This is a genomic window from Ensifer soli (assembly GCF_041928815.1).
Taxonomy (GTDB): Bacteria; Pseudomonadota; Alphaproteobacteria; order Rhizobiales; family Rhizobiaceae; genus JBHFEI01.
In genome coordinates this window covers 146,291-168,060 of sequence record NZ_JBHFEI010000004.1, presented here as the reverse complement: position 1 = coordinate 168,060, position 21,770 = coordinate 146,291, and the positions used below count along the sequence as shown (strand labels likewise).

At 69.5% G+C, this 21,770-nt stretch carries 29 protein-coding genes; 6 read left to right on the top strand and 23 right to left on the bottom strand.

The features are described 5' to 3' along the window. Positions 1-4 precede the first annotated feature (4 nt). From ACEVQ6_RS07930 to ACEVQ6_RS07860, 15 genes are all read right to left on the bottom strand, one after another. Positions 5-445 (bottom strand): NlpC/P60 family protein, encoded by a 441-nt coding sequence (locus ACEVQ6_RS07930; protein ID WP_374888398.1) that lies wholly within the window; start codon positions 443-445, stop codon positions 5-7. Next, entirely contained in the window at positions 435-1,328 is an 894-nt protein-coding gene (locus tag ACEVQ6_RS07925; protein WP_374888397.1) for a DUF2163 domain-containing protein, read from the bottom strand. Before ACEVQ6_RS07925 ends, ACEVQ6_RS07930 begins: the two co-directional genes overlap by 11 nt. Beyond that, positions 1,325-1,963, bottom strand: coding sequence for a phage distal tail protein, Rcc01695 family (locus ACEVQ6_RS07920; protein ID WP_374888396.1), 639 nt, complete (start codon positions 1,961-1,963; stop codon positions 1,325-1,327). Before ACEVQ6_RS07920 ends, ACEVQ6_RS07925 begins: the two co-directional genes overlap by 4 nt. A gap of 37 nt (positions 1,964-2,000) precedes the next feature. Further along, positions 2,001-2,540 (bottom strand): phage tail tape measure protein, encoded by a 540-nt coding sequence (locus ACEVQ6_RS07915; protein ID WP_374888395.1) that lies wholly within the window; start codon positions 2,538-2,540, stop codon positions 2,001-2,003. After that, entirely contained in the window at positions 2,524-2,751 is a 228-nt protein-coding gene (locus ACEVQ6_RS07910) for a rcc01693 family protein (RefSeq protein WP_374888394.1), read from the bottom strand. Before ACEVQ6_RS07910 ends, ACEVQ6_RS07915 begins: the two co-directional genes overlap by 17 nt. Further along, entirely contained in the window at positions 2,748-3,098 is a 351-nt protein-coding gene (locus ACEVQ6_RS07905; RefSeq protein ID WP_374888393.1) for a gene transfer agent family protein, read from the bottom strand. The genes ACEVQ6_RS07910 and ACEVQ6_RS07905 overlap by 4 nt, the downstream gene beginning before the upstream one ends. Continuing rightward, entirely contained in the window at positions 3,098-3,505 is a 408-nt protein-coding gene (locus ACEVQ6_RS07900; RefSeq protein WP_374888392.1) for a phage major tail protein, TP901-1 family, read from the bottom strand. Before ACEVQ6_RS07900 ends, ACEVQ6_RS07905 begins: the two co-directional genes overlap by 1 nt. 82 nt (positions 3,506-3,587) lie before the next feature. Then, complete coding sequence (locus ACEVQ6_RS07895) at positions 3,588-3,986, bottom strand: DUF3168 domain-containing protein (RefSeq protein WP_374888391.1); 399 nt, start codon at positions 3,984-3,986, stop codon at positions 3,588-3,590. Then, positions 3,983-4,318 carry a phage head closure protein gene (locus tag ACEVQ6_RS07890; protein WP_374888390.1) on the bottom strand — a complete coding sequence of 112 codons (336 nt, stop codon included), beginning with the start codon at positions 4,316-4,318 and terminating at the stop codon, positions 3,983-3,985. The genes ACEVQ6_RS07895 and ACEVQ6_RS07890 overlap by 4 nt, the downstream gene beginning before the upstream one ends. After that, positions 4,318-4,887 (bottom strand): head-tail connector protein, encoded by a 570-nt coding sequence (locus ACEVQ6_RS07885; RefSeq protein WP_374888389.1) that lies wholly within the window; start codon positions 4,885-4,887, stop codon positions 4,318-4,320. The genes ACEVQ6_RS07890 and ACEVQ6_RS07885 overlap by 1 nt, the downstream gene beginning before the upstream one ends. A 106-nt stretch (positions 4,888-4,993) precedes the next feature. Beyond that, positions 4,994-6,244 carry a phage major capsid protein gene (locus ACEVQ6_RS07880; protein ID WP_374888388.1) on the bottom strand — a complete coding sequence of 417 codons (1,251 nt, stop codon included), beginning with the start codon at positions 6,242-6,244 and terminating at the stop codon, positions 4,994-4,996. After that, entirely contained in the window at positions 6,241-6,819 is a 579-nt protein-coding gene (locus tag ACEVQ6_RS07875; RefSeq protein WP_374888387.1) for an HK97 family phage prohead protease, read from the bottom strand. Before ACEVQ6_RS07875 ends, ACEVQ6_RS07880 begins: the two co-directional genes overlap by 4 nt. A 33-nt stretch (positions 6,820-6,852) precedes the next feature. Then, entirely contained in the window at positions 6,853-7,164 is a 312-nt protein-coding gene (locus ACEVQ6_RS07870; RefSeq protein WP_374888386.1) for a DUF6107 family protein, read from the bottom strand. Between the two features lie 305 nt (positions 7,165-7,469). Then, on the bottom strand, positions 7,470-8,615 hold the full coding sequence (locus ACEVQ6_RS07865) for a phage portal protein (RefSeq protein WP_374888385.1): 1,146 nt from the start codon (positions 8,613-8,615) through the stop codon (positions 7,470-7,472). Between the two features lie 21 nt (positions 8,616-8,636). Beyond that, positions 8,637-9,269 (bottom strand): hypothetical protein, encoded by a 633-nt coding sequence (locus tag ACEVQ6_RS07860; RefSeq protein WP_374888384.1) that lies wholly within the window; start codon positions 9,267-9,269, stop codon positions 8,637-8,639. 129 nt (positions 9,270-9,398) lie between these two features. Here ACEVQ6_RS07860 and ACEVQ6_RS07855 point away from each other — a divergent pair, with 129 nt between their 5' ends. Next, positions 9,399-9,536 (top strand): hypothetical protein, encoded by a 138-nt coding sequence (locus ACEVQ6_RS07855; RefSeq protein ID WP_374888383.1) that lies wholly within the window; start codon positions 9,399-9,401, stop codon positions 9,534-9,536. Positions 9,537-9,560: 24 nt separating this feature from the next. Here ACEVQ6_RS07855 and ACEVQ6_RS07850 read toward each other — a convergent pair whose 3' ends face one another. Beyond that, complete coding sequence (locus ACEVQ6_RS07850) at positions 9,561-10,838, bottom strand: DNA-packaging protein (RefSeq protein ID WP_374888382.1); 1,278 nt, start codon at positions 10,836-10,838, stop codon at positions 9,561-9,563. A gap of 305 nt (positions 10,839-11,143) precedes the next feature. Next, positions 11,144-11,653 carry a hypothetical protein gene (locus ACEVQ6_RS07845; protein ID WP_374888381.1) on the bottom strand — a complete coding sequence of 170 codons (510 nt, stop codon included), beginning with the start codon at positions 11,651-11,653 and terminating at the stop codon, positions 11,144-11,146. A 288-nt stretch (positions 11,654-11,941) separates the two neighbouring features. On the opposite strand from ACEVQ6_RS07845, the gene ACEVQ6_RS07840 reads away from it, so the two are divergent. Then, entirely contained in the window at positions 11,942-12,292 is a 351-nt protein-coding gene (locus tag ACEVQ6_RS07840; RefSeq protein WP_374888581.1) for an MmcQ/YjbR family DNA-binding protein, read from the top strand. 9 nt (positions 12,293-12,301) lie between these two features. Here the strand turns inward: ACEVQ6_RS07840 and ACEVQ6_RS07835 are convergent, their stop codons facing one another. Continuing rightward, positions 12,302-12,763, bottom strand: a complete 462-nt coding sequence (locus tag ACEVQ6_RS07835) for a YcgN family cysteine cluster protein (protein ID WP_374888380.1) — start codon at positions 12,761-12,763, stop codon at positions 12,302-12,304. Positions 12,764-12,850: 87 nt separating this feature from the next. Here ACEVQ6_RS07835 and ACEVQ6_RS07830 point away from each other — a divergent pair, with 87 nt between their 5' ends. From ACEVQ6_RS07830 to ACEVQ6_RS07820, 3 genes are read left to right on the top strand one after another with little or no spacing between them, the layout of a single operon-like run. Next, entirely contained in the window at positions 12,851-15,082 is a 2,232-nt protein-coding gene (locus tag ACEVQ6_RS07830) for a transglycosylase domain-containing protein (protein WP_374888379.1), read from the top strand. Between the two features lie 13 nt (positions 15,083-15,095). Then, entirely contained in the window at positions 15,096-15,689 is a 594-nt protein-coding gene (locus ACEVQ6_RS07825) for a DUF1214 domain-containing protein (protein ID WP_374888378.1), read from the top strand. Beyond that, entirely contained in the window at positions 15,682-16,239 is a 558-nt protein-coding gene (locus ACEVQ6_RS07820) for a DUF1254 domain-containing protein (protein WP_374888377.1), read from the top strand. The genes ACEVQ6_RS07825 and ACEVQ6_RS07820 overlap by 8 nt, the downstream gene beginning before the upstream one ends. Positions 16,240-16,429: 190 nt before the next feature. Here ACEVQ6_RS07820 and ACEVQ6_RS07815 read toward each other — a convergent pair whose 3' ends face one another. Then, complete coding sequence (locus ACEVQ6_RS07815; RefSeq protein WP_374888376.1) at positions 16,430-16,621, bottom strand: hypothetical protein; 192 nt, start codon at positions 16,619-16,621, stop codon at positions 16,430-16,432. Between the two features lie 368 nt (positions 16,622-16,989). Further along, a complete protein-coding gene (locus tag ACEVQ6_RS07810) occupies positions 16,990-17,280 on the bottom strand; it encodes a hypothetical protein (RefSeq protein WP_374888375.1) in 291 nt (96 codons plus the stop codon). 219 nt (positions 17,281-17,499) lie between these two features. On the opposite strand from ACEVQ6_RS07810, the gene ACEVQ6_RS07805 reads away from it, so the two are divergent. Beyond that, positions 17,500-18,468, top strand: a complete 969-nt coding sequence (locus ACEVQ6_RS07805; RefSeq protein WP_374888374.1) for a DUF2336 domain-containing protein — start codon at positions 17,500-17,502, stop codon at positions 18,466-18,468. Here ACEVQ6_RS07805 and ACEVQ6_RS07800 read toward each other — a convergent pair whose 3' ends face one another. From ACEVQ6_RS07800 to ACEVQ6_RS07790, 3 genes are all read right to left on the bottom strand, one after another. Continuing rightward, entirely contained in the window at positions 18,469-18,816 is a 348-nt protein-coding gene (locus ACEVQ6_RS07800; protein ID WP_374888373.1) for a DUF1491 family protein, read from the bottom strand. Between the two features lie 187 nt (positions 18,817-19,003). After that, entirely contained in the window at positions 19,004-19,984 is a 981-nt protein-coding gene (locus ACEVQ6_RS07795) for a peptidoglycan-binding domain-containing protein (protein WP_374888372.1), read from the bottom strand. Further along, on the bottom strand, positions 19,956-21,542 hold the full coding sequence (locus ACEVQ6_RS07790; protein ID WP_374888371.1) for a sensor histidine kinase: 1,587 nt from the start codon (positions 21,540-21,542) through the stop codon (positions 19,956-19,958). The genes ACEVQ6_RS07795 and ACEVQ6_RS07790 overlap by 29 nt, the downstream gene beginning before the upstream one ends. Between the last annotated feature and the right edge of the window lie 228 nt (positions 21,543-21,770).

Genomic DNA, 21,770 nt, shown 5'->3' with positions numbered 1-21,770 from the left:
CGCCTCAGGGAAACCGGAAGACGCCGGCGATCCGGCGCCGCCACGAGGGCACCAGCGTCGATTCGATCACCGCCGCCTGCTCGTAGGCGTGGATGAAGCGATCCGGCGCGCTCAGGATGCCGGCATGCTTGGCCGGCAGGTCGCTCCGCCAGCGGAAGAGGAGAACGTCGCCCGGCCGCATCGCCGCGCGGTCGATCTCCCCGCCGAAATGGCGACGCGCCGCCGCCATCAGCCGGTCCTCGCCGCCGCATTCGGCCCAGTCCGGCTGGTAGGGCGGCGGCGCTTCCGGTTCGCGTCCGTAACGCTCGCGCCAGACGCCGCGCACGAGGCCCAGGCAGTCGCAGCCGATGCCCTTCGCGCTTGCCTGGTGGCGGTAGGGCGTGCCGATCCAGCCGCGGGCAAAGGCGATCACGGCTTCTGCGCCCGTCCTCCCTTCATCGGTCATGGAGCGGCCGCCCGTCATGCACGGTGTCGCCATCGGCATAGCCATAGGCGAAGTCCATGCCCGGCATGTGCGGGAAGCCCTGGAAGTTCAGCCTGTTGCCGAACTTTTCGCCGCAGGTGGCAAAACTCTTGTCGCAGCCCGCCGTCACCGCGAACGTGTCGCCCGCGACAAGCGGCAGCGGCGGCGGCAGCCAGAGCGAGAGGGTGACGCCGCCTTCGCCGCGCACATGGTTCTCGATGGAGATCCGGGCACCTGCATTCTCGCCGGTGAGGACATGCATCTCGCCGAGCCGGAAGAAGCCGTCCGGGCTCGCCGACAGGCCAGAGACCCGCAGCAGCGTCTCGCTCAGGACCGCGACGACCGCGCCCTCGCGGCGATAGGCGGCGTCTTCGGCGTCGACGCGGCAGCGCGCATCGCCGAAGGCGGCGTCGCAGCGGCGGCCATAGACGCGTCCCTGCAGCTGGTCCAGCCGGTGCGTCTGCCGGCGCAGTTCGGCACGGAACCGGTCGCCCGCCCGCACCACCTCGCCGATCTCCTCGACCCTCAGCCGGACATGCTGGCCCGGCGCCTGCCAGTTGACCAGATAGGTCTCGACGCGCGCGCCGTCATAGCGTCCCGCCACGACGTCGGCCTCGAGGATCGCCGCGCTGGAAAAGCCGCCGGTGACCTCGCCCGCCTCGGCGCCGAGCCCGGTGCCCTGCTCGCTGTCGCTCGCAAGAAACCCGCTCGCCGCCCGGTAGGTCGTGCCGGCAAAGACAAGGTCCCCGTCATGCTCGGTGAAGCCGAGGACGACGCCATCGGCGCAGATCACCCGCCAGCAATGGCAGACGGTCGTCGCCTCGCCGTCGAGATGGGCGGCGAGCGCGGTCGGGATCGTCCTCATGGCAGGATCTCCGTCAGCGGAATGGAGGGAATGCGCCCGGCGCGGAAGTCGGACAGATCGACGTCGATCCGGTCGGTGTCGAAGCGCACCGGCACGTCGAAGGCATAGCCGGCGCGGATCACCGCGCCGGCCGGCGGCACATGGACCGGCGAGAACGTGATCTGCCCGGTCGTCGTGTCGACGCCATAGGTGGAGGGCGAGACCTCCACGCCGTCGATCGAGATTTTCACCGATCCCGCAACAGGCTTGGCGATGGTGCGCAGCGACGATCCGCCGGCATCGCCATATGTCTTGACGAGCTGGAACGTCGCCGTCTCGCCGTCGGCGACCTTGACCGGCTGGTCGAGCGCGCCCGGGCTTTCCTCCGGGCCGCAGGACTGGAAGTCGACCGGATCGCGGAAGCGGAACCCATAGAGGGCGCCCTTGCGTGCCTCGAAGAACACCAGCACCTCGTAGAGGTCGCCGACCGAGCGGATGCCGGAGCCGGCGTCGAAATGACGCCTTGCGTTGCGCCAGCGGCTGTTGCGGTTCTCCCGCCCGTTCGAAAGCCCGACGATGTCGACGCGCCGCACCGGCCCGCCGCTCGTGCCGAGCGCCAGCCGCAGGGGAAAGCGCACCTCGTGGAATCCCGTCATCTCTCACCTTTCTCCCGCCGCCGGCCCGGCGATGGATTCATAATGCCCGCCGCCCGCGCGCGGCCGTGCGGGCGAGCATCGCGGCGACCTGGCCTTCCGATTTCAGGAAGCTCCCCGCATCCGGCGTGGTGACGTTGAAGGTCACGTGGACGGCTCCGCCGCTCCCGCCCGAAACGCCGAGCGTGCCGTCGCTGCCGCGCCGGAGCGGCAGGATCGCCTCGGGTCCCGCCTCGCCGGCGAGCCCGGTGCCGCCGGCCAGCGGAAAATAGGTGGGCGCCGCCACGACGCCGCCCTTGGCAAACGGCGTGACGCCTCCGGAGAAGAAGCCGCCGATCGCCTGGCCGAGCATCGTCTCGACGGGCTTCAATCCCGCCGACAGCGCGATGTCCGTCAACCGGAGCCCGACGCCGCGCAGCACGTCGTCGAGCCCCTTGCCGCCGCGCGCGGCGGAGGCGAAGGCCCCGGTCAGCGCCGCGCCGAAGGCGCGCGAGCGCGCCTCGAGGCCGGAGAGAACATCGTCGAGTGCGGCCGCCGTGTCGCGCGCGGCGGCAAGGCCCTCGTCATCGAAGTCCGCCATCATCCGTTCTCCTGTCGGGATAGGCCGCCATCAGGGCGGCAAGGGAGGCGCGCGACGGACCACCGACGGCGTCGCCGCTGCCGAGGGCCGCGGCAAGCTCGCGCGGCGTCATCGCCCAGAAATCCGAGGGTCCGAGCCGCAGCAGGCGGAATCCGGCCGTCATCGCCGTCTCCCAGGGAAACGGCGCGGCGGCGCCCGCTGCGGCTCTCAAGGGTCCGCCGGCGTCTCCGCCCCGCCGAAGGTGACGGCGAGCAGTTCGCCGGTCAGCCGGGCGAGTTCGCCGATGCCGCCCTCGACGCTGATCTCCGCCACGTCCTCGTCGGCGATCAGGTTGCCGCCGCCGCGCAGCCCCGCGCCGAGGATGGCGATCATGTCGCGTGCGCTGAGGCCGCCCGCCGCAAAGCGCCGGCCGAGATCGTCGAGCGTCTGCGCGGAGAACGCCGTCTCCAGTTCCGCAAGGCTGCCGAGCGTCAGGCAGAGGATGCGCCGCTCGCCGGAAATCACCGCCTCGATCTCTCCGCGCCGGCGGTTCGCCCGCCGCGTCGCCGCCGCGCCCATCAGAGCACCGTGAAGGAGAGCGGCCCGGCCGATTCCAGCGCCAGCTCGAACAGGATCTCGCCATCATGGGCGCCGGAATATTCGAGCGCCGTCACCTGGAAGAGGCCGGCGACCGTGCCGAAATCCGGGATCACCACCTGCCAGTCGAGGATCGAGCCGTTGAAGAAGGCGCTGCGCACCAGCCCGTCCGAGCCCTGGTCGCGGAAAATGCCGGCGCCGGCGATCGAGGCGCGCTGCACGCCGGCGCCGGCGAGAAGCTCGCGCCAGCGCCCGGCCGATTCCGCATTTGTCACGTCCACCGTGCCGGCGTTGAAGGCGAGCCGCTTCGTGCGAAGCCCCGCCACGCTCTGGTAAGAGCCGCCGTTGAGGATCTTCAGGAGAAGGTCCTTGCCCCGTTGTGCCGCCATCTGTCCATGTTCCTTCCGCAAGGTTGTGGCATCCGCGGCCGATTCGGCGACGCCGGATGCGATCGTAAAGGGACGGCCCGCGCTATTCGGTCAGCGCACGGACCGTCATCTCGGCGACATGCCCCTTCGCGCGCGGATCGCGCCCGACCCGGCAGCGCCGCACCGTGATCAGCACGAGATCAAAGCCGTCGAGCACGAGCGGCGTCGCGGTCAGAAGCGCGCCGATCCGCGCCGCGAGCGCCTCGACCACGCGGTGGCCGCCCTCGCCGGCCCGCGCCTCGATCGTCACCAGGTGCTCCTCGCCGAGGGCGTCCGACGTCGAGCGGTCGCGGCTGTCGATGCGGGCGATGACGATCCGAGGGGCTGCCGTCCGGGGCACCAGCCGATCCGCGATGCCGTCGGCACCGACGACGGCCGTCAGGTCGGCGTCGCCGGAAAGCCTGGCGAAGATCGCCGCCTGCAGCGCCGAGGCGGCGCTCACGGCCGTTCCTCCCGGCAGAGGCAGACAAGGAAGCGCCGCGTCTCGTCCGGATCGATCGTCGCGCGCACGGAAAAGACCCGGCCCGCTCCGGTCAGCCGCATTCCGGAGACGACGTCATGGCGAAAGCGCAGCCAGATGCGATGGGTGACGACGGCGACGTCCTCGCCGGACCGTTCCTCGGCAGCCATCGACACCGGCTCGATCCGCGCCCAGAGCGCCGCGACCGGCGCATAGGCCCCGTCCGTGCCGCCCTGCCCGTCGCCGGTACCGGCAAAGGCCTCGAGGGAAAGCCGGGCGCTCATCTGCCCGGCATCGTGAAGGTCGATCCGCATCACAGGCCCACCCTCCGATAGGCACCGATCAGCCGTCGGTATCCCGCCGGCACGACCGCTGGCTGGTCGCCGGGCGCGACGGCGCCGCGAACGGCATGCATCGCCGCGACATGGGTCAGCATCGCCCGCTTCAGCACGTCCGGCACGTCCGCGCCGGTTTCGCCGAAGCCCGCGGTGAAATCGATCTCGATGCCGTTCACCTCCACGCCCGGCAACGGTCGCTCGGGCAGGAAGAGCCGTGCCGGCCGCGCCTGCCCGTCGAGCCGCGCGGCGCCGAGCGCGGGCGCGATCGCCACCCCGTCGCCGTCATAGACGGTGACCGCCTCGATGGCGGTGACCGGCCAGCGGCCGATCTCGACGATGCCGGAGGCCGGCCAGTCGTCGCGATAGAGCCGGAAGGTCCGCGCCATCAGCGCGAGCCCCGTCTCGTTTTCGAGATGCGCGCGGGCGGCGGCGATCAGGCCGGCGATCAGTTCGTCCTCCGCGTCGAGGTCGATGCGCAGATGCGCCTTCGCCTCGTCCAGCGTCAGCGGCTCCGTCGCGGGCGCCGTCAGTTCGGCAATCGTCATGGGATCTCTCCGGAAATTCTGTTTCGTTGGCGGACGCGGCCGGGAGGGAAAGCCGCGTCCGCCGTCCCGCCGCCCGGGAACAGGCCGGCGGGAAGGCGCGCGCCGCTTAAGAGGCGGCGAACTTGATCAGCTTGATCGCCTCGAAATTCTGCACGCCCCCGCCGACGCGCTTCGTCGTGTAGAAGAGCACATAGGGCTTGGCCGAATAGGGATCGCGCAGCACCCGCACGCCGGCGCGGTCGACGACGAGATAGCCGGAGCGGAAGTCGCCGAAGGCGATCGAAAGCGCATTGGCGCCGACATCGGGCATGTCCTCGGCCTCCGTCACCGGAAAGCCCATCAGCGAAGCGGGCTGGCCGGGGCCGGAGGGTGGCTGCCAGAGATAGTTGCCGTCCGCATCCTTGAACTTCCGGATGTCGCCTTGCGTCTTGCGGTTCATGACGAAGACCGCGTTCTGCCGATGGCCCGCCTTCAGCGCATAGATCGTCTCGACCAGCGTGTCGGAGGGGCCGGACGCCTTGAAGGCGCCGGCCGCGCCGGTGGCGACATAGCCGAGATTGCCCCAGCTCCAGCTGCCGTCGGCAACGGCGGTGTAGGTCAGGAACCCCTTCGGCTTGTTGGTTCCGTCGCCGGTGACGAAGGCGGTGCCCTCCTGCTCGGCGAAGGCGATGTCGACCTCCGAGGCGATCCAGGCCTCGATGTCGAGCGCGGTGTCGTCGAGCAGCGCCGGCGTCGCCGCCGGCATGGCGTAGAGTTCCATGGTCGGGAAGGACATTTCCGCAAGCGTCGGCGTCGTCGTCTGGCTGCGGCTGCCGGTTTCCGCGACCCAGCCGGCGGCAAAGCCGGTCGTGGCGAAGGGTTTCTTCAGCACCGTGCCGCTCACCTGCCGCACCGTCGCAAGCGCCCGGATCGGCGAGACGACGGAGAGCCTGCGGCCGATCTCGCCGTCGGTCTGCGGGGGAACCAGATAGCCGCCATCGGCCGAGGAGCCGACCGACATCGCCTTCTGCTCGAGCGCCCGCAGGCCCTGCTCGTCGCCCTTGCGGATATAGCTGTCGAAGGCGGCGCGGTGTTCCAGATCGTCGAGCCCGGCCGGCTCGGTTCCGGCGAGCGCCGGCCGGGCACGCTTCAGCAGCATCTGGTCGATCACCCGCTTCTGCTCGTCCATCGCCCGGTTGATGCGCTCGACCTTGTCGCGGGTGACGACGTCGGCGGTGAGCTTCTTCTCGACCTCGCCGAGCCGCCGGTCGTTCACCTCCTTGAAGGCCTCGAAGGCCTGCATGAAGTCGTCGAAGGCGCTGTCGAAAGTGTCCGGAGCCGACTTGATTTCCGGTGCGGCAGTCAGAATGTCCGTCATCTGTCATCCTTCATCATGGTACGTTTCAACATCCGGGAGGCCCGCCGCAGGCTGCGGACGAGTTCGGTTTCCCGGTCGCGGAACCACCGCGCATTCTTCACGTTCGAGACCCGCGCCGAAGGCAGCATCGGGAAGGTGACGATCGAGATCTCCCAGAGATCGGCCTCGAGGATGCGGCGCACGCCGCTGCCCCGGTCGGTGCGCGAGCGCAGCGTCTGGAAGCCGACCGAAAGCCCGTCGAGCGCCCGGCCCTTGAGCAGCTGGTACACCTCGCGTGCCCGCTCCACGCCGATCGCCAGCTGGCCCTCGACGAAAAGGCCGCGTTCGTCCTCGCGGATCGTCTTCCAGGCGCCGATCGGCTCGGCCGGATCGTGCTGGAACAGCATGCGCACGCCCGAGGCACCGCGCTTCACCAGCGATTTCGAGAAGGCGCCGGGCTCGATCGCGTCCTTGCCGAGGTCCACCTCGCCAAAGAGGCTGGCATAGCCGGTGAAGCGTCCCTCGGCCCCGACGGTCGAGATCGACAGCGGCGCATAGGCCTTCGTCCGCCAGACCGGAAGGTCGTCGGTGATCATGCATGTCTCCATGTTCAGGATTAGGGGGAGGTGCTAGCCGCGCCGGCCGAAACGTTCCGCCGTGCGCACAAGCGCGCCGAGCGTCCACCAGGCGGAAAGGCTGGCGGCGGCCGAACCGCTGAGAAGCGTCTCGAAGGCCGTCAGGTCGCCGGCGATCCCGAGGCGCCCTGCGAGCCAGACGCCCGCCGGCCCGCCGAAGACGAGGCCGCAGGCAAGCGCGGTGAAGAAGCGCGACGCCGCCTCGCGCCTGCCCTTCGGCAGCATGTAGGCGAGCGCCACCGCGGCGCCGGCCGCCGCGCCGACGCCGCGCGCGACCCACAGGCCGTCATTGCCGATGTCAGCCATCGTTAAGGTCCTCATGCGATGATGAAAGCGTTGCCAAGGCCCGCCGGGCCGGTCTGCCGGAGCGAAAAGCCGGAGTCGCCGCCAGGGTTTGCCGCGTTTTGCTCAGAAAGCGATTCCGCCGCCTCATCCTCTTTCGAGGGGCGCATTGAGACCCGGAATCGCCTGCCCGCGGCAAACCACTGACGGAGAACGTCTTTCCGGAAACGTTTCCCGCGGTCACCGGATCCTCGGAAATTCTCCATCCTCTTGTATTCAATGAATTTTCCGATATCCGCGCTCGATCGCAGCCAGTCCGGCCGGAAACGCTATTCCGAATAGCCGACCGCCTGCCGCTTTTCGGCTTCGGTGAGGAAATCCGCCTCCTTCAGCCGCGACCAGACCTCGCTGCGCTCGACGGAGAGCGCGGAGACCTGGTCGAGGTCGGGCACGAGCCGCAGGTCGCCGCCGTGCCAGCGGGCGAGGAAGGCCGAGAGCGTCGACAGGGTCCGCCCGATCATCGGCAGCACGGTCAGCCGGTAGAAGGCGCGGTTCGCCTCCTGGTAGTTGGCATAGGTGTTGTCGCCGGGAATGCCGAGCAGCATCGGCGGCACGCCGAAGGCGAGCGCGATATCGCGCGCCGCGCCGTTCCTCGCCTCGACGAAATCCATGTCCTTCGGCGAGAGGCTCATCGCCTTCCAGTCGAGCCCGCCCTCGAGCAGCAGCGGCCGTCCCGCGCGCGCCGGGCCGGAATAGCCCTCCTCCAGCTCGCTCTTCAGCCGCTCGAACTGGTCGGCGGTCAGGTTGCCGCCCTCCTTCGGCTGGTAGACGAGCGCGCCGGAAGGCCGGGCGGAATTGTCGAGCAGCGCCTTGTTCCAGGCCGCCGCCGCATTGGAAAGATCGAGGGCAACTTGCGCCGCCGCCAGCGGCGGAAAGCCGAGCCGGTCGTCGAGCGGGTGAAAGAGCCGCAGGTGCAGCAGCATGCCGTCCTCGGCCGCATGGCGCCGCGCTCGTCCGCCGACCCAGTATTCGTAGGCCTCCGGCCAGCCGTCCGCCGCCGCGAGCACCGACATCCGGTCGGGCCGCAGCAGATGCAGCTCGCGAAGGCTCCCGTCGAGCGCCACCGCCTCGACATAGGCATTGCCCGAGAGCAGCAGGTGCCCGTAAAGCGTCTCGAGGAAATCGACGCCCCCCATCCGGCCGTTCGGCCGGGCGAGAAGGGCGAGGAGCGGATGGGTGTCCAGCTCCTCCGCCCCGTCATAAAGCAGCAGCGGCACAGCGGCGGCCGCCTCCGAGACCAGCCGCATCGCCCGGTAGGCGGCGGGATTGCGCATGAAGCCCTCGCGCGCCAGGCTCTCGTAGGAACGCCCCGTCCAGCGCGCCTGCATCTCCTCCTGGAAGGCGACGAAGCCGTGCGCGGCCTTGGTCTCCGGCACGGGCGCGCGGCGCCAGGGCAGACGAAATCCGTATCTCATCGTGATGATCCCGTTGAAATGTCAAAGTGCGTCGCGGTAGAGCCGGCCATAGCCCGCGATCGCCTCGGCGCAGTCGAGGCCGTTGACGATGCGGCGGGCCCCGACCCAGTCGCTTCCCGTCGCCGTGAACCGGTCGGCAAGGCGCATGCCGGTGAAACGGCCGTGGACCATGCCGTCGATCAGGATGCGCGCCGCCGTGTCCGGCTCCATCGCCGCCTCGAGCCGCTCGACGATCCCGTAAGTCGCGTAGTTCGCCCGGCCGGTGATCTGCACCAGCCCGCGTCCGCGAAAACGCCAGCCGTCGCCGGAGGCCTCGGGCCCGTTGCCGAGCCGCCCGCCATAGACGCGGTTGGCGATCCGTTCGGGCCGGTGCTGATAGGCGGCCGCTTCGGCCACGGAAAAGCGACGTGGGAACACCGCCCGCAACCGCGCGGCGGAGTAGTTGAGGTTTTCCTCGACCGCCACCATCGCCCGCCCGGTCTCGTGATGGGCGGTGGCGAGGATATAGGCGAGGAAGCGCGGATCGCCGTCCGGCCAGTCCGCTTCGAATCGGTCGAGGATGCGTTCGATGCCCGCGACCTGCGCCGCGCCGAGACGCCCGCCAAACAGCGAGGTACGTACCCGGTCGAAAAAGGAACTCCGGTCGACAATCATGCGTTAACCCCACCGCAAGTTTCAATCGATTTGAGGATTTTTAAATCGTTTAAGGATTTTTCTTGGATCTTTACAAGAAATTCGGCGCGTGAGACGCGTATCGCCGCACCACCATTCCGGGAGAGCACCATGACGACCCAGACCACGACCGATGTCGACCTCAAGCCGAACACGGTATCGCCCGCCCTCATTCAGCGCTTCGAAAATGAATGGCGCCAGATGCGCGAGCCGTCCCGGCCGACCCCGCCCACGCCCCGCGACCAGTAGTCGTCACAGACGGCGGAGGGGGGATCAGAGCTCCCGCACCCGCGGCTCGGCGCCGGTGTCGATCATCAGCGCCGTCAGCGCCCAGACCAGCGCATCGAGCCGGTCCGGCGAGCGCCCGGAGGAGAGGCCCTCCGGCCCGAAATCGCACATCTGGTCCTCCAGCGCCGGGAAATGCCCGGCATGCACCACCCGCCCCTGCTCGTAGAGCGCCGCCACAGGCTCGGCGCGCAGCCATTTGCCGCGCGTCGCCCGCACCGACGAGACGGGAAGCGAGGGATCGACGCTCGCCAGCACCGCCGCCACCATGTCGCCGCCCTGGTTGATTTCCGCGACCACCCGGTCGGCGCCGAAGCGGCGATAGGCGCGGCTGACCGCCTGTGCCCAGACCGCCGGTCCCGCGCCCTCGACGGACGCGTCGGCCAGCACTACGCCGCGACCGTCCGCCGCAAGCCCGGCGACGACGATGCCGCAGCAGGACTGCCGGCCCGCCGCCGCCGGCGGATCGACGGCGACAACGATGCGCCCCGTCGCGGCGCCGTCGCGCCGCACCAGCGCCTCGATCCGCTCGCGCGACCACAGCCCGTCGGTGCGGTCGGCGATCATCTCGCCGCCGAGCTCCTGCCGTCCGAGCCGCGTGCCGCCATAGCGGGCCTGCATCGCCGCGACGAACCCGGCGGAGAGATTGTCCGCATTGTCGACCGTGCGGATGCGCCGGAGCACCGTCGAGGGCTCGCCGGTCAGCGCTTTCAGGAGCGGGATCGGTCGCGGCGTCGTCGTCACCAGCATCCGCGGCTGCTCGCCGAGGCGCAGCGCGAATTGCAGCATGTCGAAGGTCTCCTGCGGATGTCGCCATTTTCCGAGTTCGTCGCACCAGGCGGCGTGGAACTGGGGTCCGCGCAGGCTTTCCGGATCTTCCGACGAGAAGATCTGCGCGATCGAGCCGTTCGGCCAGACGAGCCTGCGCCGCGACGCCTCGAAATCCGGCGCCATACGCCGCGCGATGGCGCAGATGCCGGAGACCCCGTCGACCATCACCTCGCGCGCGTCGCCGAGCGTTTCGGCCACCAGCGCGATGCGCAGGCCCGCCGTCGCCGTCGCCGTTGCCTGCACCCATTCGGCGCCCGCCCGCGTCTTGCCCGAGCCGCGCCCGCCCATCATCAGCCAGACGCGCCAGTCGCCCTCCGGCGCCATCTGCTCCGGCCGCCCGAGGAAGCGCCAGTCGTGGAGGAAGCGCCGCAGGCAGGCCTCCGCCGGCGCTCCGCCGTCGCCCGCCGCACCATCGACCGGCGTCGATCCGCCCATGTCCGCTCGCGCTGCATCCGTCCGGTCTCCGGCTAAAGCGTGTCGCGATCTTTCAGATTCGCTCGTACACTTTAGGTCTTTGTTTTTACGCGTGTCTTTTCGCAAAACCGCTGCACAGTTTTGCGAGACATTCTCTAAGGTGGCGCCCGCGCGCTCCAGGAGGTCGCGCCCTCCGGTCATGGTCTGCGCATGGGTCTGCATGATGGCGTCGAAGCGCGTCCGTTGGTCCGTCACGATCCGCTCCGTCGCTGCGATCCATGCCTTCGTCGCGTGCGTGTCCGCCTTGCCGCCGCGCCCGCGCCGCCTCATCCGGCTCCGTCCGGCGGCCCGGGTTCTCCCGTGCGCGCCGCGACCAGCGCGATCGCCCGCTCCTCGACCCGGCGCTCGAACAGGGCGACGAGACGGGCATAATCGGCCTCCTCGCCCGCCTCGGCGGTGCGGCGCCGGTCGGCGGCGATCGTCCGCTGCATCGCGTCGATCTTCTCGAGCGTCCGGATGATCAGCTGCAGCGCCTCGAGCGCCGCCTTGGCGTCGGCCTGCGCCTGCTTGCGGTCGAGCCCCTCGGTGGCGGCATCGGCCTCGGCCTGCCGCCGCAGCCGCTGGAACAGCTGGAGCTGCTCGCGCAGTTCCTTGGTCATGCCGTTGAGCATGTCCTGCAGCGGCCGTGTCCCGTCCGCGTCGATTTCGCCCTTGGTGTCGAGCACGGCACCGACGACCACAACCGGGCCGTTCCCGTCATAGGCCTCCGCCGGCCCCCAGAAGCCGAAGAGGTCCGCACTGACCGCATCCACCGCCGCATCCACCGCCCGACCCATCGTCCCGTCTCCGCAAACACGGATCCGCTCCGCCGCGCGAAGGCGCGCCGGCCGAACGCTCCATCGCTGTCATGATTGCCGCCGTCTAGAGGAGATCAGCCAAGCCCACCGGCCTTGGCGCCGGGCCGTTCGCCCATGTCTCCGACTGTAGGAAAAACCTACCAGAGCACCGTGACGCCGTCAAGGATTATTTTCCTATTTTCTCTCGGTTCGCCTGATCCGGACGCATCCCTGACGCCACGCCGGACCGCCGCCTTGCGCGGCCGCCGTTCCGTGCTATCCTTTCTCATGCGATCCGAAACGCTGGAAAACATGGCGCTTGCGCTGCCGGGAACGCGGGAGAGTTCCCATTTCGGCAAACGCGACTTTCGCGTCGGCAAGCATATCTTCATGTCGTTTCCGGAGCCGGGCCGCGCCGTCGTCAAGCTGACGCCGGACCAGCAGGCGCTGCTGCTCGCGACCGAGCCGGGTCTCGCCGTGGCCGTGTCCGGCGGTTGGGGCGCACGGGGCTGGACGTCGCTCTATTTCACCGAGGCCGATGGCGCGGTCGTCCGCGACGTCATCGAGCGGGCCTGGCGCAACGTCGCACCGAGACGGCTGGAGCGCGCCTTCCAGTCCATGCCGCTGCCGCCCGCCTGAGCCGCCCCTTCAGCCGGGTCCCTCCTCCATCGGCCAGTCGACCAGATAGTCCTCGTAGTCGTCGATGTCGATCCCGTCCTCCGGCACGGTGCGCCCGCGCACCGAGATGCCGGCCGCATGCACGGTCTCCGGATCGCCCGAGAGAAGCGGATGCCACCAGTAGAGATCCTCGCCGTCGCGCACCAGCCGGTAGCCGCAGGTCGGCGGCAGCCAGCTGATCTCGCGCACCGCCTCCGCCGTCAGCCGGATGCAGTCCGGCACGGTCGCCTGCCGGTTCTCGTAGTCGCGACAGCGGCAGCTCGTGCCGTCGAGCAGCGTGCAGGCGATGCGGGTCCAGGCGATTTCGCCGGTGTCCCAGTCCTCCAGCTTGTTCAGGCAACAGCGGCCGCAGCCGTCGCAGAGGCTCTCCCACTCCGCGTCGCTCATCGCCTCGAGAGACTTCGTCTTCCAGAAGGGCCTGCTTTCCGCCATGTTCGTCCTGTCAGCCTGCCGCCTTTACCGTGATCCCCGGTTTTCCCGCCAGGATCGGCACATGCAAGTAGAATAGAAACCTCCCCCATGCAAATATCGGCCCGATCCGAGGAAGATGCAGGACGCGCCGTGCCGGAACATGACGACGAGGAAACCACGCTGCTGAAGCGCCACAGGCTGCTGCGCCTCGACGCGTGGATCGATTCCACCCTCTGGACGGCGGCGACCCGCGCCGGCGAGATCGTCGAGGAAATCAACATCTTCTTCGCCCGCTTCCGCGTCACCGGCTGGAAGAAGGCCGCCTTCGAGGTGGCCGGCGAGGGCATGACGCTCGGTGCGGCCGGCGCCGTGCTGATGCTGGCGCTCGCTCTGCCCGCCTTCGAGGAGACCAAGGGCAACTGGCAGGCCCAGGGCGACTTCGCCGTCACCTTCCTCGACCGCTACGGCAACGAGATCGGCCATCGCGGCATCATCCACGAGGATGCCGTGCCGATCGAGGCGTTGCCGGACCATTTCGTCAAGGCTGTGCTGGCGACCGAGGACCGCCGGTTCTTCGACCATTACGGCATCGACCTCGTCGGCCTTGCCCGCGCGATGACGGAAAATGCCCGTGCCGGCGGCGTGGTCCAGGGCGGCTCGACGCTGACGCAGCAGCTCGCCAAGAACCTGTTCCTCTCCAACGAGCGCACCATCGAGCGCAAGATCAAGGAGGCCTTCCTTGCCCTCTGGCTGGAGGCGAACCTGTCGAAGACGGAGATCCTGCGCCTCTATCTCGACCGCGCCTATATGGGCGGCGGCACCTTCGGCGCGGCCGCGGCCGCGCAGTTCTATTTCGGCAAGCCGATCACCGACGTCAATCTGGCCGAGGCCGCCATGCTTGCCGGCCTCTTCAAGGCGCCGGCCCGCTATGCCCCGCATGTCGACCTGCCGGCCGCGCGCGGCCGGGCGAACGAGGTCTTGAGCAATCTCGTCCAGAGCGGGCTGATGACCGAGGGCCAGGTGATCGCCGCGCGCCTCAATCCGGCCTCGGTTGCCGGCCGCGCGGCGAGCGGGATCAAGGCGCCGGACTTCTTCCTCGACTGGGCCTTCGACGAGGTCCGCCGCATCGCGGCCGATTTCGACCAGCATTCGCTGATCGTGCGCACCACCATCGACATGGGGCTGCAGCGCGCGGCGGAAGAGGCGGTCGAGACCGGCCTCAGGCAGTATGGCGAGGGCTTTCGCGTGCGCCAGGGCGCCCTGGTCATGGTCGAGAACGGCGGCGAGGTGCGCGCCATGGTCGGCGGGCGCGACTATGGCGAAAGCCAGTTCAACCGCGCCACCCGCGCGCTGCGCCAGCCGGGCTCCTCCTTCAAGGTCTATACCTATGCGGCGGCGATGGAGAAGGGCATGACGCCGCAGACCGTCGTCACCGATGCGCCGATCACCTGGCGCGGCTGGTCGCCGCAGAATTACGGCCGCTCCTTCTCCGGCCGCGTGACGATGGCGACCGCGCTGGCGAAGTCGATCAACACCGTTCCCGTCCGCCTCGCCAAGGACGTGCTCGGCACCGAGATCATCGCCGAGACGGCGAAGGCGATGGGGGTCGAAACACCGATCCGCACCGACAAGACCATGCCGCTCGGCACATCCGAGGTCACCGTGCTCGACCAGGCGACGGCCTATGCGGTCTTCCCCGCCGGCGGTCTCGAATCGCGCCGCCACGGCATCGCGCAGGTCATGAACTATGCCGGCGAGGTGCTCTACGATTTTTCCCGCGACGCGCCGGCGCCGCGGCGGGTGCTCTCCGAAAAGGCGGTCGCCTCGATGAACCAGATCCTCACCCAGATCCCGGTGATCGGCACGGCGCGCAAGGCGGCCCTTGCCGGCGGCATCGTCTCCGGCGGCAAGACCGGCACGACCCAGGCCTATCGCGACGCCTGGTATGTCGGCTTTTCCGGCGACTACACCACCGCCGTCTGGTTCGGCAACGACGACTACACGCCGACCAACAACATGACCGGCGGCTCGCTTCCCGCGCAGACCTTCAAGCGGCTGATGGACTATGCCGAGCAGGGCATCGCCCACCAGCCGATCCCGGGCATCGACAACCCGTTGCCCGGGCCGTCGAAGACGGGCGAGGCGGCGGTGGCCTCCGCCGAGGACGGCGCGCTTGCGCCGCTGATGCGTCCGCGCATGCTGTCGATCGAGGCGACGCGGCTGATGAAGGCGCTCGAACGCCGCCTTGCCGAGGCCCCGGCGCTGAAGCAGCCGGCCGCCGGCCCCGTGGCGAGCCTCGATGCCGCCATCGACGGGACGGCGACGGCGTCGAGCCAGTGAGCGGGAAGACCCGATGCCGCCGGTCCTGCGTCTTCCTCTCTTCGTCGCCGTGAGCCTTGCGATCGCGTTCGGCCTCGGTATCTGGTCGGTGCTGGCCGCGCTCGCGGCTGCGCCGGGCTTCGGGACGATCGCCATCGGCGGCTGGACCGCCCGTCCGGCCGCCCAGACGGATCGGGCTGATCCCTATGCCAAGGCGGAGAAGGCGCGGGCCGGCGCGCTGCTTCTCGGCGAGGCGGAGGGCCTCGCCTTCACCGCCTCTGCCGACGACGACGGGCGGCCGCTCGACGCGCGCTGCACCTATCGCCTGTCGGGGCTGACGCCCCCCGCCCGCTTCTGGACGCTCTACGCGCTTTCGGACAGCGGCGCGCCGCTCGATCCCGGCCCCGAACTGCCGGCCGCGCTCAATGCCTGGACGGTGCTGCGCAAGGCGGACAACAGCTTCGACATCGGCGTCTCGGCCGCCTCGCAGCCGGGAAACTGGCTGGCGATCCGGGCGGAGGGCCGCTTCCGCCTGGCGCTGACGCTGCTCGATACGCCGGCGGCCGGCTCCTCGCGCGTGGTCGCGCTCACCATGCCCTCGATCCTGCGGACGGGCTGCGATGCGTAGCCTCCTCCTCGCCGTCGCCATCGGCCTCGTCGGCGCCGCCCTCCTGCACATCGTCATCATCCTCGCCCTGCCCTCGCTCTCGGCCCGGGACGCCCATGCGCGCGTCTTCGAACTCTACGAGATGGACAGTTTCTTCCAGTTGACGCGGCGGCCCGGTCCCACCGGGCTTTCGAACGGCGATCCGTTCCTAAGGGTCGCGGTCTGCGGCTATTCGGTGAAGGAAGGTCCGGTGCGATTCTACGCCGAAGGGCCGGTGCCGCTCTGGTCGCTCGGCGTGTTCGACAGCCGCTCGAACGAGGTGTTCAGCATGAACGACCGCACAGCGGTCGATCGCCGGCTCGATCTTGTCGTCGCGACGCCGGCGCAACTCGTGGCGCTGCGCAAGTCCCTGCCGCCGGGCCTTGAGAAGTCCATCCTCGTCGAACATGCGGACGATGAAGGTTTTGCCGTGCTGCGGGCGCTGGCGCCGACCGAGAGTTACGAGGAGGAAGCGCGGCAATTCCTCACCGAGGCGGTCTGCGAGCCGCTCCTCCTCGAGCCGCAAAACTGAGGCATGTCCTTGCATGAATACGCGGTGGTTCATCGCAAAGACAGTCGTAAAACCGCAGGCTTGACGCCTAACGGCGAAGCCGAAGGACAGCGATGCTCTCTGGACCGCGTCCAGTCGAAGCGAGGTTTCTTACCGACTGGCGCTGCAGCGGCAGGAAGAATGTAAATCCGGTAAGCCCGTTTTCCCGGCGTCACTGCTTCGTGGTTTTTCCCGAACCGCCCGGCGCCTGCGGATAGGACGGCGTCGCCGTCTCGAGCCGCTCATACCGGATCCCGGTGAACAAGAGGACGCGCGCGCTATGAAATTCCACGAAGCCGACCCGCTCCGGTTTTGCCCGCGGCGGTCGCGGCCTGCGGTCTGCCATGCTGATGATCTCTGCCATGCTCGTCTCCATACGAGGCTCCGAGACGGAGGAACGGGCCTATTCCATCCTGCCCGTTTCCGGGCCGGCGCATCGCGACGGTTGTCCGCCGTCCGGAAGCGCGCCTTTTTCTCCTGTCTCCCGATGTCCGGCGCCTGCCGATCTGCGGCGGGCCGGATACTGCGCATGCCATGTGGATATCGAGGCGGGCGACAGTGAGGACACCCTCGTGCCCGCCATGGCCATAGTGAGCCACGCCAAGCGTTAACAAGCCATTAAACTCTGCGGCATCGGCAGGTTCGGAATGGGGCGGCCTGTCGCCGGATCGCCCCATTCCCCTGCCTGTGTTGAAAACCGGCAACACTCCGGCATGAGAGGCGCGCCGGTGCCTATCGCCGGGCGATCAGCCCGAAGAGGAAGGAGACGCCGGCAACCGTCAGGAGCGTCGTCACCGGCTCGCGCCGGACGCGGTCGCGGACCCGCTCAGCGAGCAGTTCCGCCTCGCTCTCGACCACAGCCTTGGCGCCGGAGCCGATCGCGGAGATGGTTTCGGTCAGCCGGCTGATTTCCGCGCGCAATTCGGCGATCTGCGCCTCCACGTCGCTCTTTGCGGCCTCCGATTCCACCGAGGCCTTCGCCTCCTTCACTGCGGAAAAGGCTTCGAGTTTTTCATCCACCATGTCGGGTTCTCCTTGTTCGGGGGGCGCGCCGCGGGCGCGATCGGCGTCATGCCCGAAACGTCCCGTGACCGGCTTTGTTCCCCGCAGGCAGCCTTGCCGCAGGACTGAATCAAACGCCAAGGCCCATAGTTAACAGTCCGCTAAGGATTTTGCCGTAATTTTATCGGCATGCCCGCGTGTCGGACCGGGTCGTTGGTATTGCGTTGAGTGGATATGCCCGTGGCGGACCAGTTTCGTGAATTGGAAAGACCGCAGACCGGTCGGCTGAAAGACGTCGTCCTGATGGCGACGGTGACCGGCTTCGAAAGCCTGCGCCACCCGCGCCGTTCCGATCTCCGGCAGTTTTCCGAACTGTTCGAACCGCTCTTCCTCGCCTCGAGCATGGCCGCGCGGCGCCAGGCCGCGGCCGCCCTGTCGCGCTGCCCGGTGGTTCCGGCCGAGGCGGCCCTGCTGATCGGCACCCAGCCGATCGCCGTCGCCGCGACCTTCCTCACCGGTTCCGCTGCGCTTTCCGATCGCGACCTGATCGAGATCCTCCAGGCGACCGGAGAAAGCCATGCCCAGGCGATCGCAAGGCGCCCGGATCTCTCCCCGGTCGTCGTCGACGCTCTCGTCGGCCATCGCCGCCGCCCGCCGCCGTCGGCACGGCATGCGGAGGAGGACGAGGGCCGTCTCCAGGCGGACGAACGCCTGCGCCAGGAGCTGAAGGCGCTTGCCCGGGCCGCGGCCCCGGCAGCCCCGGAGATCGGCGCCCCGGCCGCGGCCGATCCCACCCATGTCGCGCTGCTCTGGCGTTTCGCCCGCGCCGACGAGACCGTGCTGTTCACCACCGCGCTCGCCTCCGCGCTCGGGTCGAGCCGCAGCCTTGCCGAACGCATCCTGCTCGACGTCTCCGGCCAGCAGCTCGCCGCCACCCTGCTGGTGCTCGCCATTGCCGCGGACGACGCGCGCGACATGCTGGAGGCGATCTATCCGCACCTTGCCGAGCGGCTCGGCGCCGCCACGCGCGCCCAGGCGCTGCTCGCCGCCACGCGCCGCAGCGAGGCCGAGGCACGCATCGCCGCCTGGCTTCGCGCCGACGACGAGACCGATGCCGAGGCGGCGGCCAACAGCAACCGGCCGGCAGACGAGGACGAGCCCGCCTACGGCTACGGCTTCCGCCAGGGCATGCGCGTCAACGGCTGGTGATCAGCCGCCCTCGCCGGCGAGGTCGATGAGGGTCTCGATCCGCTCGGCCTCGACCTCGACGATCCAGCAATCGGGATCGAAGCGAATCTCCCGCGCAAGAATGGCGTCGATGCCGTCCTCTCCGGCTGCCGCGCGGGCCTCGAAGAGACGGGCCCTGCCCTCGTCCCCGACGAGGCTTTGCGGCGCCGGACCGAAAAGCCGCTCCGAACCGTCGCGCCGGCGCTGGCGGATGAAGATCGCCCCCGCCTCGGCGCTTCCCTTGCGCAGCACGGCGCCGTAGTCGCCGGCCGCATAGGCGCGCCGGAGCAGCGCCGCGACGACGATGTCGGAGCGCAGGCGCGGCGTCACGCGCGCGCCTCCGCCAAGATGCCTGTCTCGATGGAGATGGCCATGGTCGCGTCCGATCCGTCAAAGCCTGTCTCTTGGACGCGCGCGGCGGTTTTTCCAGGAGACAGGTGTGAAAAAGGCCTGGAACGGCGTGGATCTTGGGGACCGCGGCATGCTCCGGGCAGGCGCGCGACCGGATGCCGCGCGCTCACAGGGCGCCGATATCCTTCATCTTGCGCAGCACCGCAAGGCTCGGCTCGCCGTTCGGCGGCAGCCGGTAATGCTTCTGGAAGCGCAGGATCGCCGCCCGCGTCTGTTCGCCCGCCACGCCGTCGACGACGATGCCGTCATAGGCGAGATTGGCAAGGCCGCGCTGGATCGAGCTGACGAGTTCGACGGTGGCCGCCGCGGGACTGTCCTTCAGCTCGCGGATACCCTCGGCGTCGCGGATCGCGGCCGCCACCGGATCGATGCCGGCCTTCGTCGAGCCCGTCTTCAGCGGCCGGTCCGCCGGGATCGCCACCGCGTCGCGCGCCGGCCCGCCGGCCGGCGCCGCCATTGTCAGCAGCGCCAGAAGGTCCTCGCTTGCCGTCCCGGTCTCGCTGCGCCCGACCCGGCGCTCGAAGGCCCGGATCGCCGCGCTCGTCTTCGGTCCCGGCTTGCCGTCGGCCCGGCCGTCGTAGAGGCCGAGGCGGTAGAGCTCGGCCTGCACGGCCGTGACGAGTTCCGCCCCGGCGGGCACGGGCTCGGTTTCGGGCTTGCGCACCGTCAGCAGGTCGCCGGCCTCGTCGGTCGAGAGGGAGGACGGATCGCCCGGCGGAAGCGACGCCGTCTCGATCCCGGCCGCCGCCGCGTCCGTCGCCGGGCCGGCACCCGCAGCGGGGGGCTCACGCTCGATGACGAAGGTCGTCACCTTGCGCGGCGCGGCGTCGGTTTCGGCCGGCGGCGCCTCCATTCCGGCGGGGAGGCGCGTGCGCATCAGCGGCGCGGGATGCATGCCCTGCTGCTGCCACATCGCATTGGCGGCGACGAAGCCGAAGACGGCGGCGAAGACGAAGCCGCCGGCGACCGGCCCCGGATGACGCAGCGCGAAGCGCCCGACGAAGGCGAGACCGCCGACGACGAGGCTGCCGGGCGCGGGCCTGCGCGCCCTTGCCTTCTCAGGCCGTTTTTGCTTGCGTGCCGGCATGGCTTGCGTCCCCGTTCCTTGCGGCCGGCTGCGGCATGCCCAGCCGGCTCCGTGCGGATGCCGCCTGCGCCGATGCGCCCGTCTCCTTCAATCGCGGCGGAAATTCGAAACGCTGCGCATCGCCACCCTCGCCCGGCCTAGCCTCCGGTTCGAGCGGAATTGTGACGGTGATGACTGTTCCCTCGTTAAGCCTGCTGCCGATCGAGAATGTGCCGCCATGGAGCGCCACGAGGCCCTTGACCAGCGACAGGCCGAGGCCTGTGCCCTCATAGCTGCGGGTATAGTCGCTCTGGATCTGGACGAAGGGCTGGCCGATCAGCGCCAGCTTGTCCTCGGCGATGCCGATGCCCGTATCGCCGACGGTGAGCACGAGGTCGCGGCCGGTGACGGCGGCATCGATGGTGACCACCCCGCCCTGGTCGGTGAACTTGATCGCATTGCCGACGAGATTGATCAGGATCTGCTGGAAGGCGCGCTGGTCGGCGGTGACCTCGCCGACGCCGCGCTGGATCCGGCTCGTCAGCGACACGCCCTTGTCGCGCGCCTGCAGGCTCAGCATCTGTTCGCAGGACGAGACCGCCTCCGCCGCGTCGAAGGCCTCGCAGACGAGCTCGTAGCGCCCGGCATCGATCTTGCTCATGTCGAGCATCGTGTTGACGACGGCGAGCAGATGGGTTCCCGACTTGTGGATCAGGTCGACATATTCGCGCTGGCGATCGTTTTCGAGCCGGCCGAAATACTCGCCGGCCAGGATGCCGGAAAAGCCGAGGATCGCGTTCAGCGGCGTGCGCAGCTCGTGGCTGACGGCGGCGAGGAAGCGCGTCTTCGCCTCGTTGGCCGATTCGGCCAGCGCCGCCATCGCGGTCGCCGCCGTGCGCAGCGCCATCTCCTCGGAAATGTCGCGCGACTGCACGACGACGCGGATCAGCCGGCCGCCGGCATCGCGCAGCGCCGAGAGGTCGGCGCGCAGATGGACGAACTGCTCGCCCTCGACGCGGATCTCCGGCCGGTCGAAGCGGATGTCGACGGTCGCGCGGTCGCCGCCCTGGCGCAGCCCGTCGATCGCCTGGAGGAAGGCGATGCGATCCGACACATGCACCTTCTCGACGAAGCCGCGCCCCTCGGGCACGCGCAGCGTCGAGAGAAGCGCCGGGGCATCGCGGCCATGGACGGAGAGCAGCGCGCCGCGCGGATCGTGCAGCGTCACGAGGCCGGGAAAGAGGTCGTAGACACGCGGGTCCGGAAGCGCCTCGGGCACGGGGACGATCGGGTTTGCGGCATCCGGACGGCGCTGCGCCAGCGTCAGCGCGGCGGCAAAGAGCGCCAGCGCCGCGACGACGGCGACGCCGACCGGCAAGGCGAGCGACAGCGGCCAGGCGACCGACAGGACGAGCGGCATGATCGGCAGCCCCGCGAGGGCGGCGGCGGCGATGAGGCGCAGCCTTGCGCCTTCCGCCGCACGCCCGCCGTCGGCCACGGCTCCCGCCGCCGCGCGGCAGGTCGCGTCGCCCGCTGTCGGGGACACCGTCCGGTCGCCAATCTTACGCAATACAGCCACTGTCTCGACCCTGTAGAACCTTAGGCGCCCCGTATCCTCGATGCCGTCTCCGCACATTCTTGCGGTGCGGTCAGGCATCGGCCCGGTGCATTCCGGATGTCGCGGCGGCGGCCTCGAAACACGATTTCCGCACCCGCGAACACAGTGCCGAATGTCGCATCGGCGGCTTAATGAAAGGATAAATGGCACCCTCCGCAAGGGGCGGCAGAGGTCCGGAACGGCGGGTTT

Bases quoted from the DNA above. Each gene is read 5' to 3' on its own strand.
- ACEVQ6_RS07930 (WP_374888398.1), bottom strand. From the start codon at position 445: ATGACCGATGAAGGGAGGACGGGCGCAGAAGCCGTGATCGCCTTTGCC.
- ACEVQ6_RS07925 (WP_374888397.1), bottom strand. From the start codon at position 1,328: ATGAGGACGATCCCGACCGCGCTCGCCGCCCATCTCGACGGCGAGGCG.
- ACEVQ6_RS07920 (WP_374888396.1), bottom strand. From the start codon at position 1,963: ATGACGGGATTCCACGAGGTGCGCTTTCCCCTGCGGCTGGCGCTCGGC.
- ACEVQ6_RS07915 (WP_374888395.1), bottom strand. From the start codon at position 2,540: ATGGCGGACTTCGATGACGAGGGCCTTGCCGCCGCGCGCGACACGGCG.
- ACEVQ6_RS07905 (WP_374888393.1), bottom strand. From the start codon at position 3,098: ATGGGCGCGGCGGCGACGCGGCGGGCGAACCGCCGGCGCGGAGAGATC.
- ACEVQ6_RS07900 (WP_374888392.1), bottom strand. From the start codon at position 3,505: ATGGCGGCACAACGGGGCAAGGACCTTCTCCTGAAGATCCTCAACGGC.
- ACEVQ6_RS07890 (WP_374888390.1), bottom strand. From the start codon at position 4,318: ATGCGGATCGACCTTCACGATGCCGGGCAGATGAGCGCCCGGCTTTCC.
- ACEVQ6_RS07885 (WP_374888389.1), bottom strand. From the start codon at position 4,887: ATGACGATTGCCGAACTGACGGCGCCCGCGACGGAGCCGCTGACGCTG.
- ACEVQ6_RS07880 (WP_374888388.1), bottom strand. From the start codon at position 6,244: ATGACGGACATTCTGACTGCCGCACCGGAAATCAAGTCGGCTCCGGAC.
- ACEVQ6_RS07875 (WP_374888387.1), bottom strand. From the start codon at position 6,819: ATGATCACCGACGACCTTCCGGTCTGGCGGACGAAGGCCTATGCGCCG.
- ACEVQ6_RS07870 (WP_374888386.1), bottom strand. From the start codon at position 7,164: ATGGCTGACATCGGCAATGACGGCCTGTGGGTCGCGCGCGGCGTCGGC.
- ACEVQ6_RS07865 (WP_374888385.1), bottom strand. From the start codon at position 8,615: ATGAGATACGGATTTCGTCTGCCCTGGCGCCGCGCGCCCGTGCCGGAG.
- ACEVQ6_RS07860 (WP_374888384.1), bottom strand. From the start codon at position 9,269: ATGATTGTCGACCGGAGTTCCTTTTTCGACCGGGTACGTACCTCGCTG.
- ACEVQ6_RS07855 (WP_374888383.1), top strand. From the start codon at position 9,399: ATGACGACCCAGACCACGACCGATGTCGACCTCAAGCCGAACACGGTA.
- ACEVQ6_RS07850 (WP_374888382.1), bottom strand. From the start codon at position 10,838: ATGGGCGGATCGACGCCGGTCGATGGTGCGGCGGGCGACGGCGGAGCG.
- ACEVQ6_RS07845 (WP_374888381.1), bottom strand. From the start codon at position 11,653: ATGGGTCGGGCGGTGGATGCGGCGGTGGATGCGGTCAGTGCGGACCTC.
- ACEVQ6_RS07840 (WP_374888581.1), top strand. From the start codon at position 11,942: ATGCGATCCGAAACGCTGGAAAACATGGCGCTTGCGCTGCCGGGAACG.
- ACEVQ6_RS07835 (WP_374888380.1), bottom strand. From the start codon at position 12,763: ATGGCGGAAAGCAGGCCCTTCTGGAAGACGAAGTCTCTCGAGGCGATG.
- ACEVQ6_RS07830 (WP_374888379.1), top strand. From the start codon at position 12,851: ATGCAAATATCGGCCCGATCCGAGGAAGATGCAGGACGCGCCGTGCCG.
- ACEVQ6_RS07825 (WP_374888378.1), top strand. From the start codon at position 15,096: ATGCCGCCGGTCCTGCGTCTTCCTCTCTTCGTCGCCGTGAGCCTTGCG.
- ACEVQ6_RS07820 (WP_374888377.1), top strand. From the start codon at position 15,682: ATGCGTAGCCTCCTCCTCGCCGTCGCCATCGGCCTCGTCGGCGCCGCC.
- ACEVQ6_RS07815 (WP_374888376.1), bottom strand. From the start codon at position 16,621: ATGGCAGAGATCATCAGCATGGCAGACCGCAGGCCGCGACCGCCGCGG.
- ACEVQ6_RS07810 (WP_374888375.1), bottom strand. From the start codon at position 17,280: ATGGTGGATGAAAAACTCGAAGCCTTTTCCGCAGTGAAGGAGGCGAAG.
- ACEVQ6_RS07795 (WP_374888372.1), bottom strand. From the start codon at position 19,984: ATGCCGGCACGCAAGCAAAAACGGCCTGAGAAGGCAAGGGCGCGCAGG.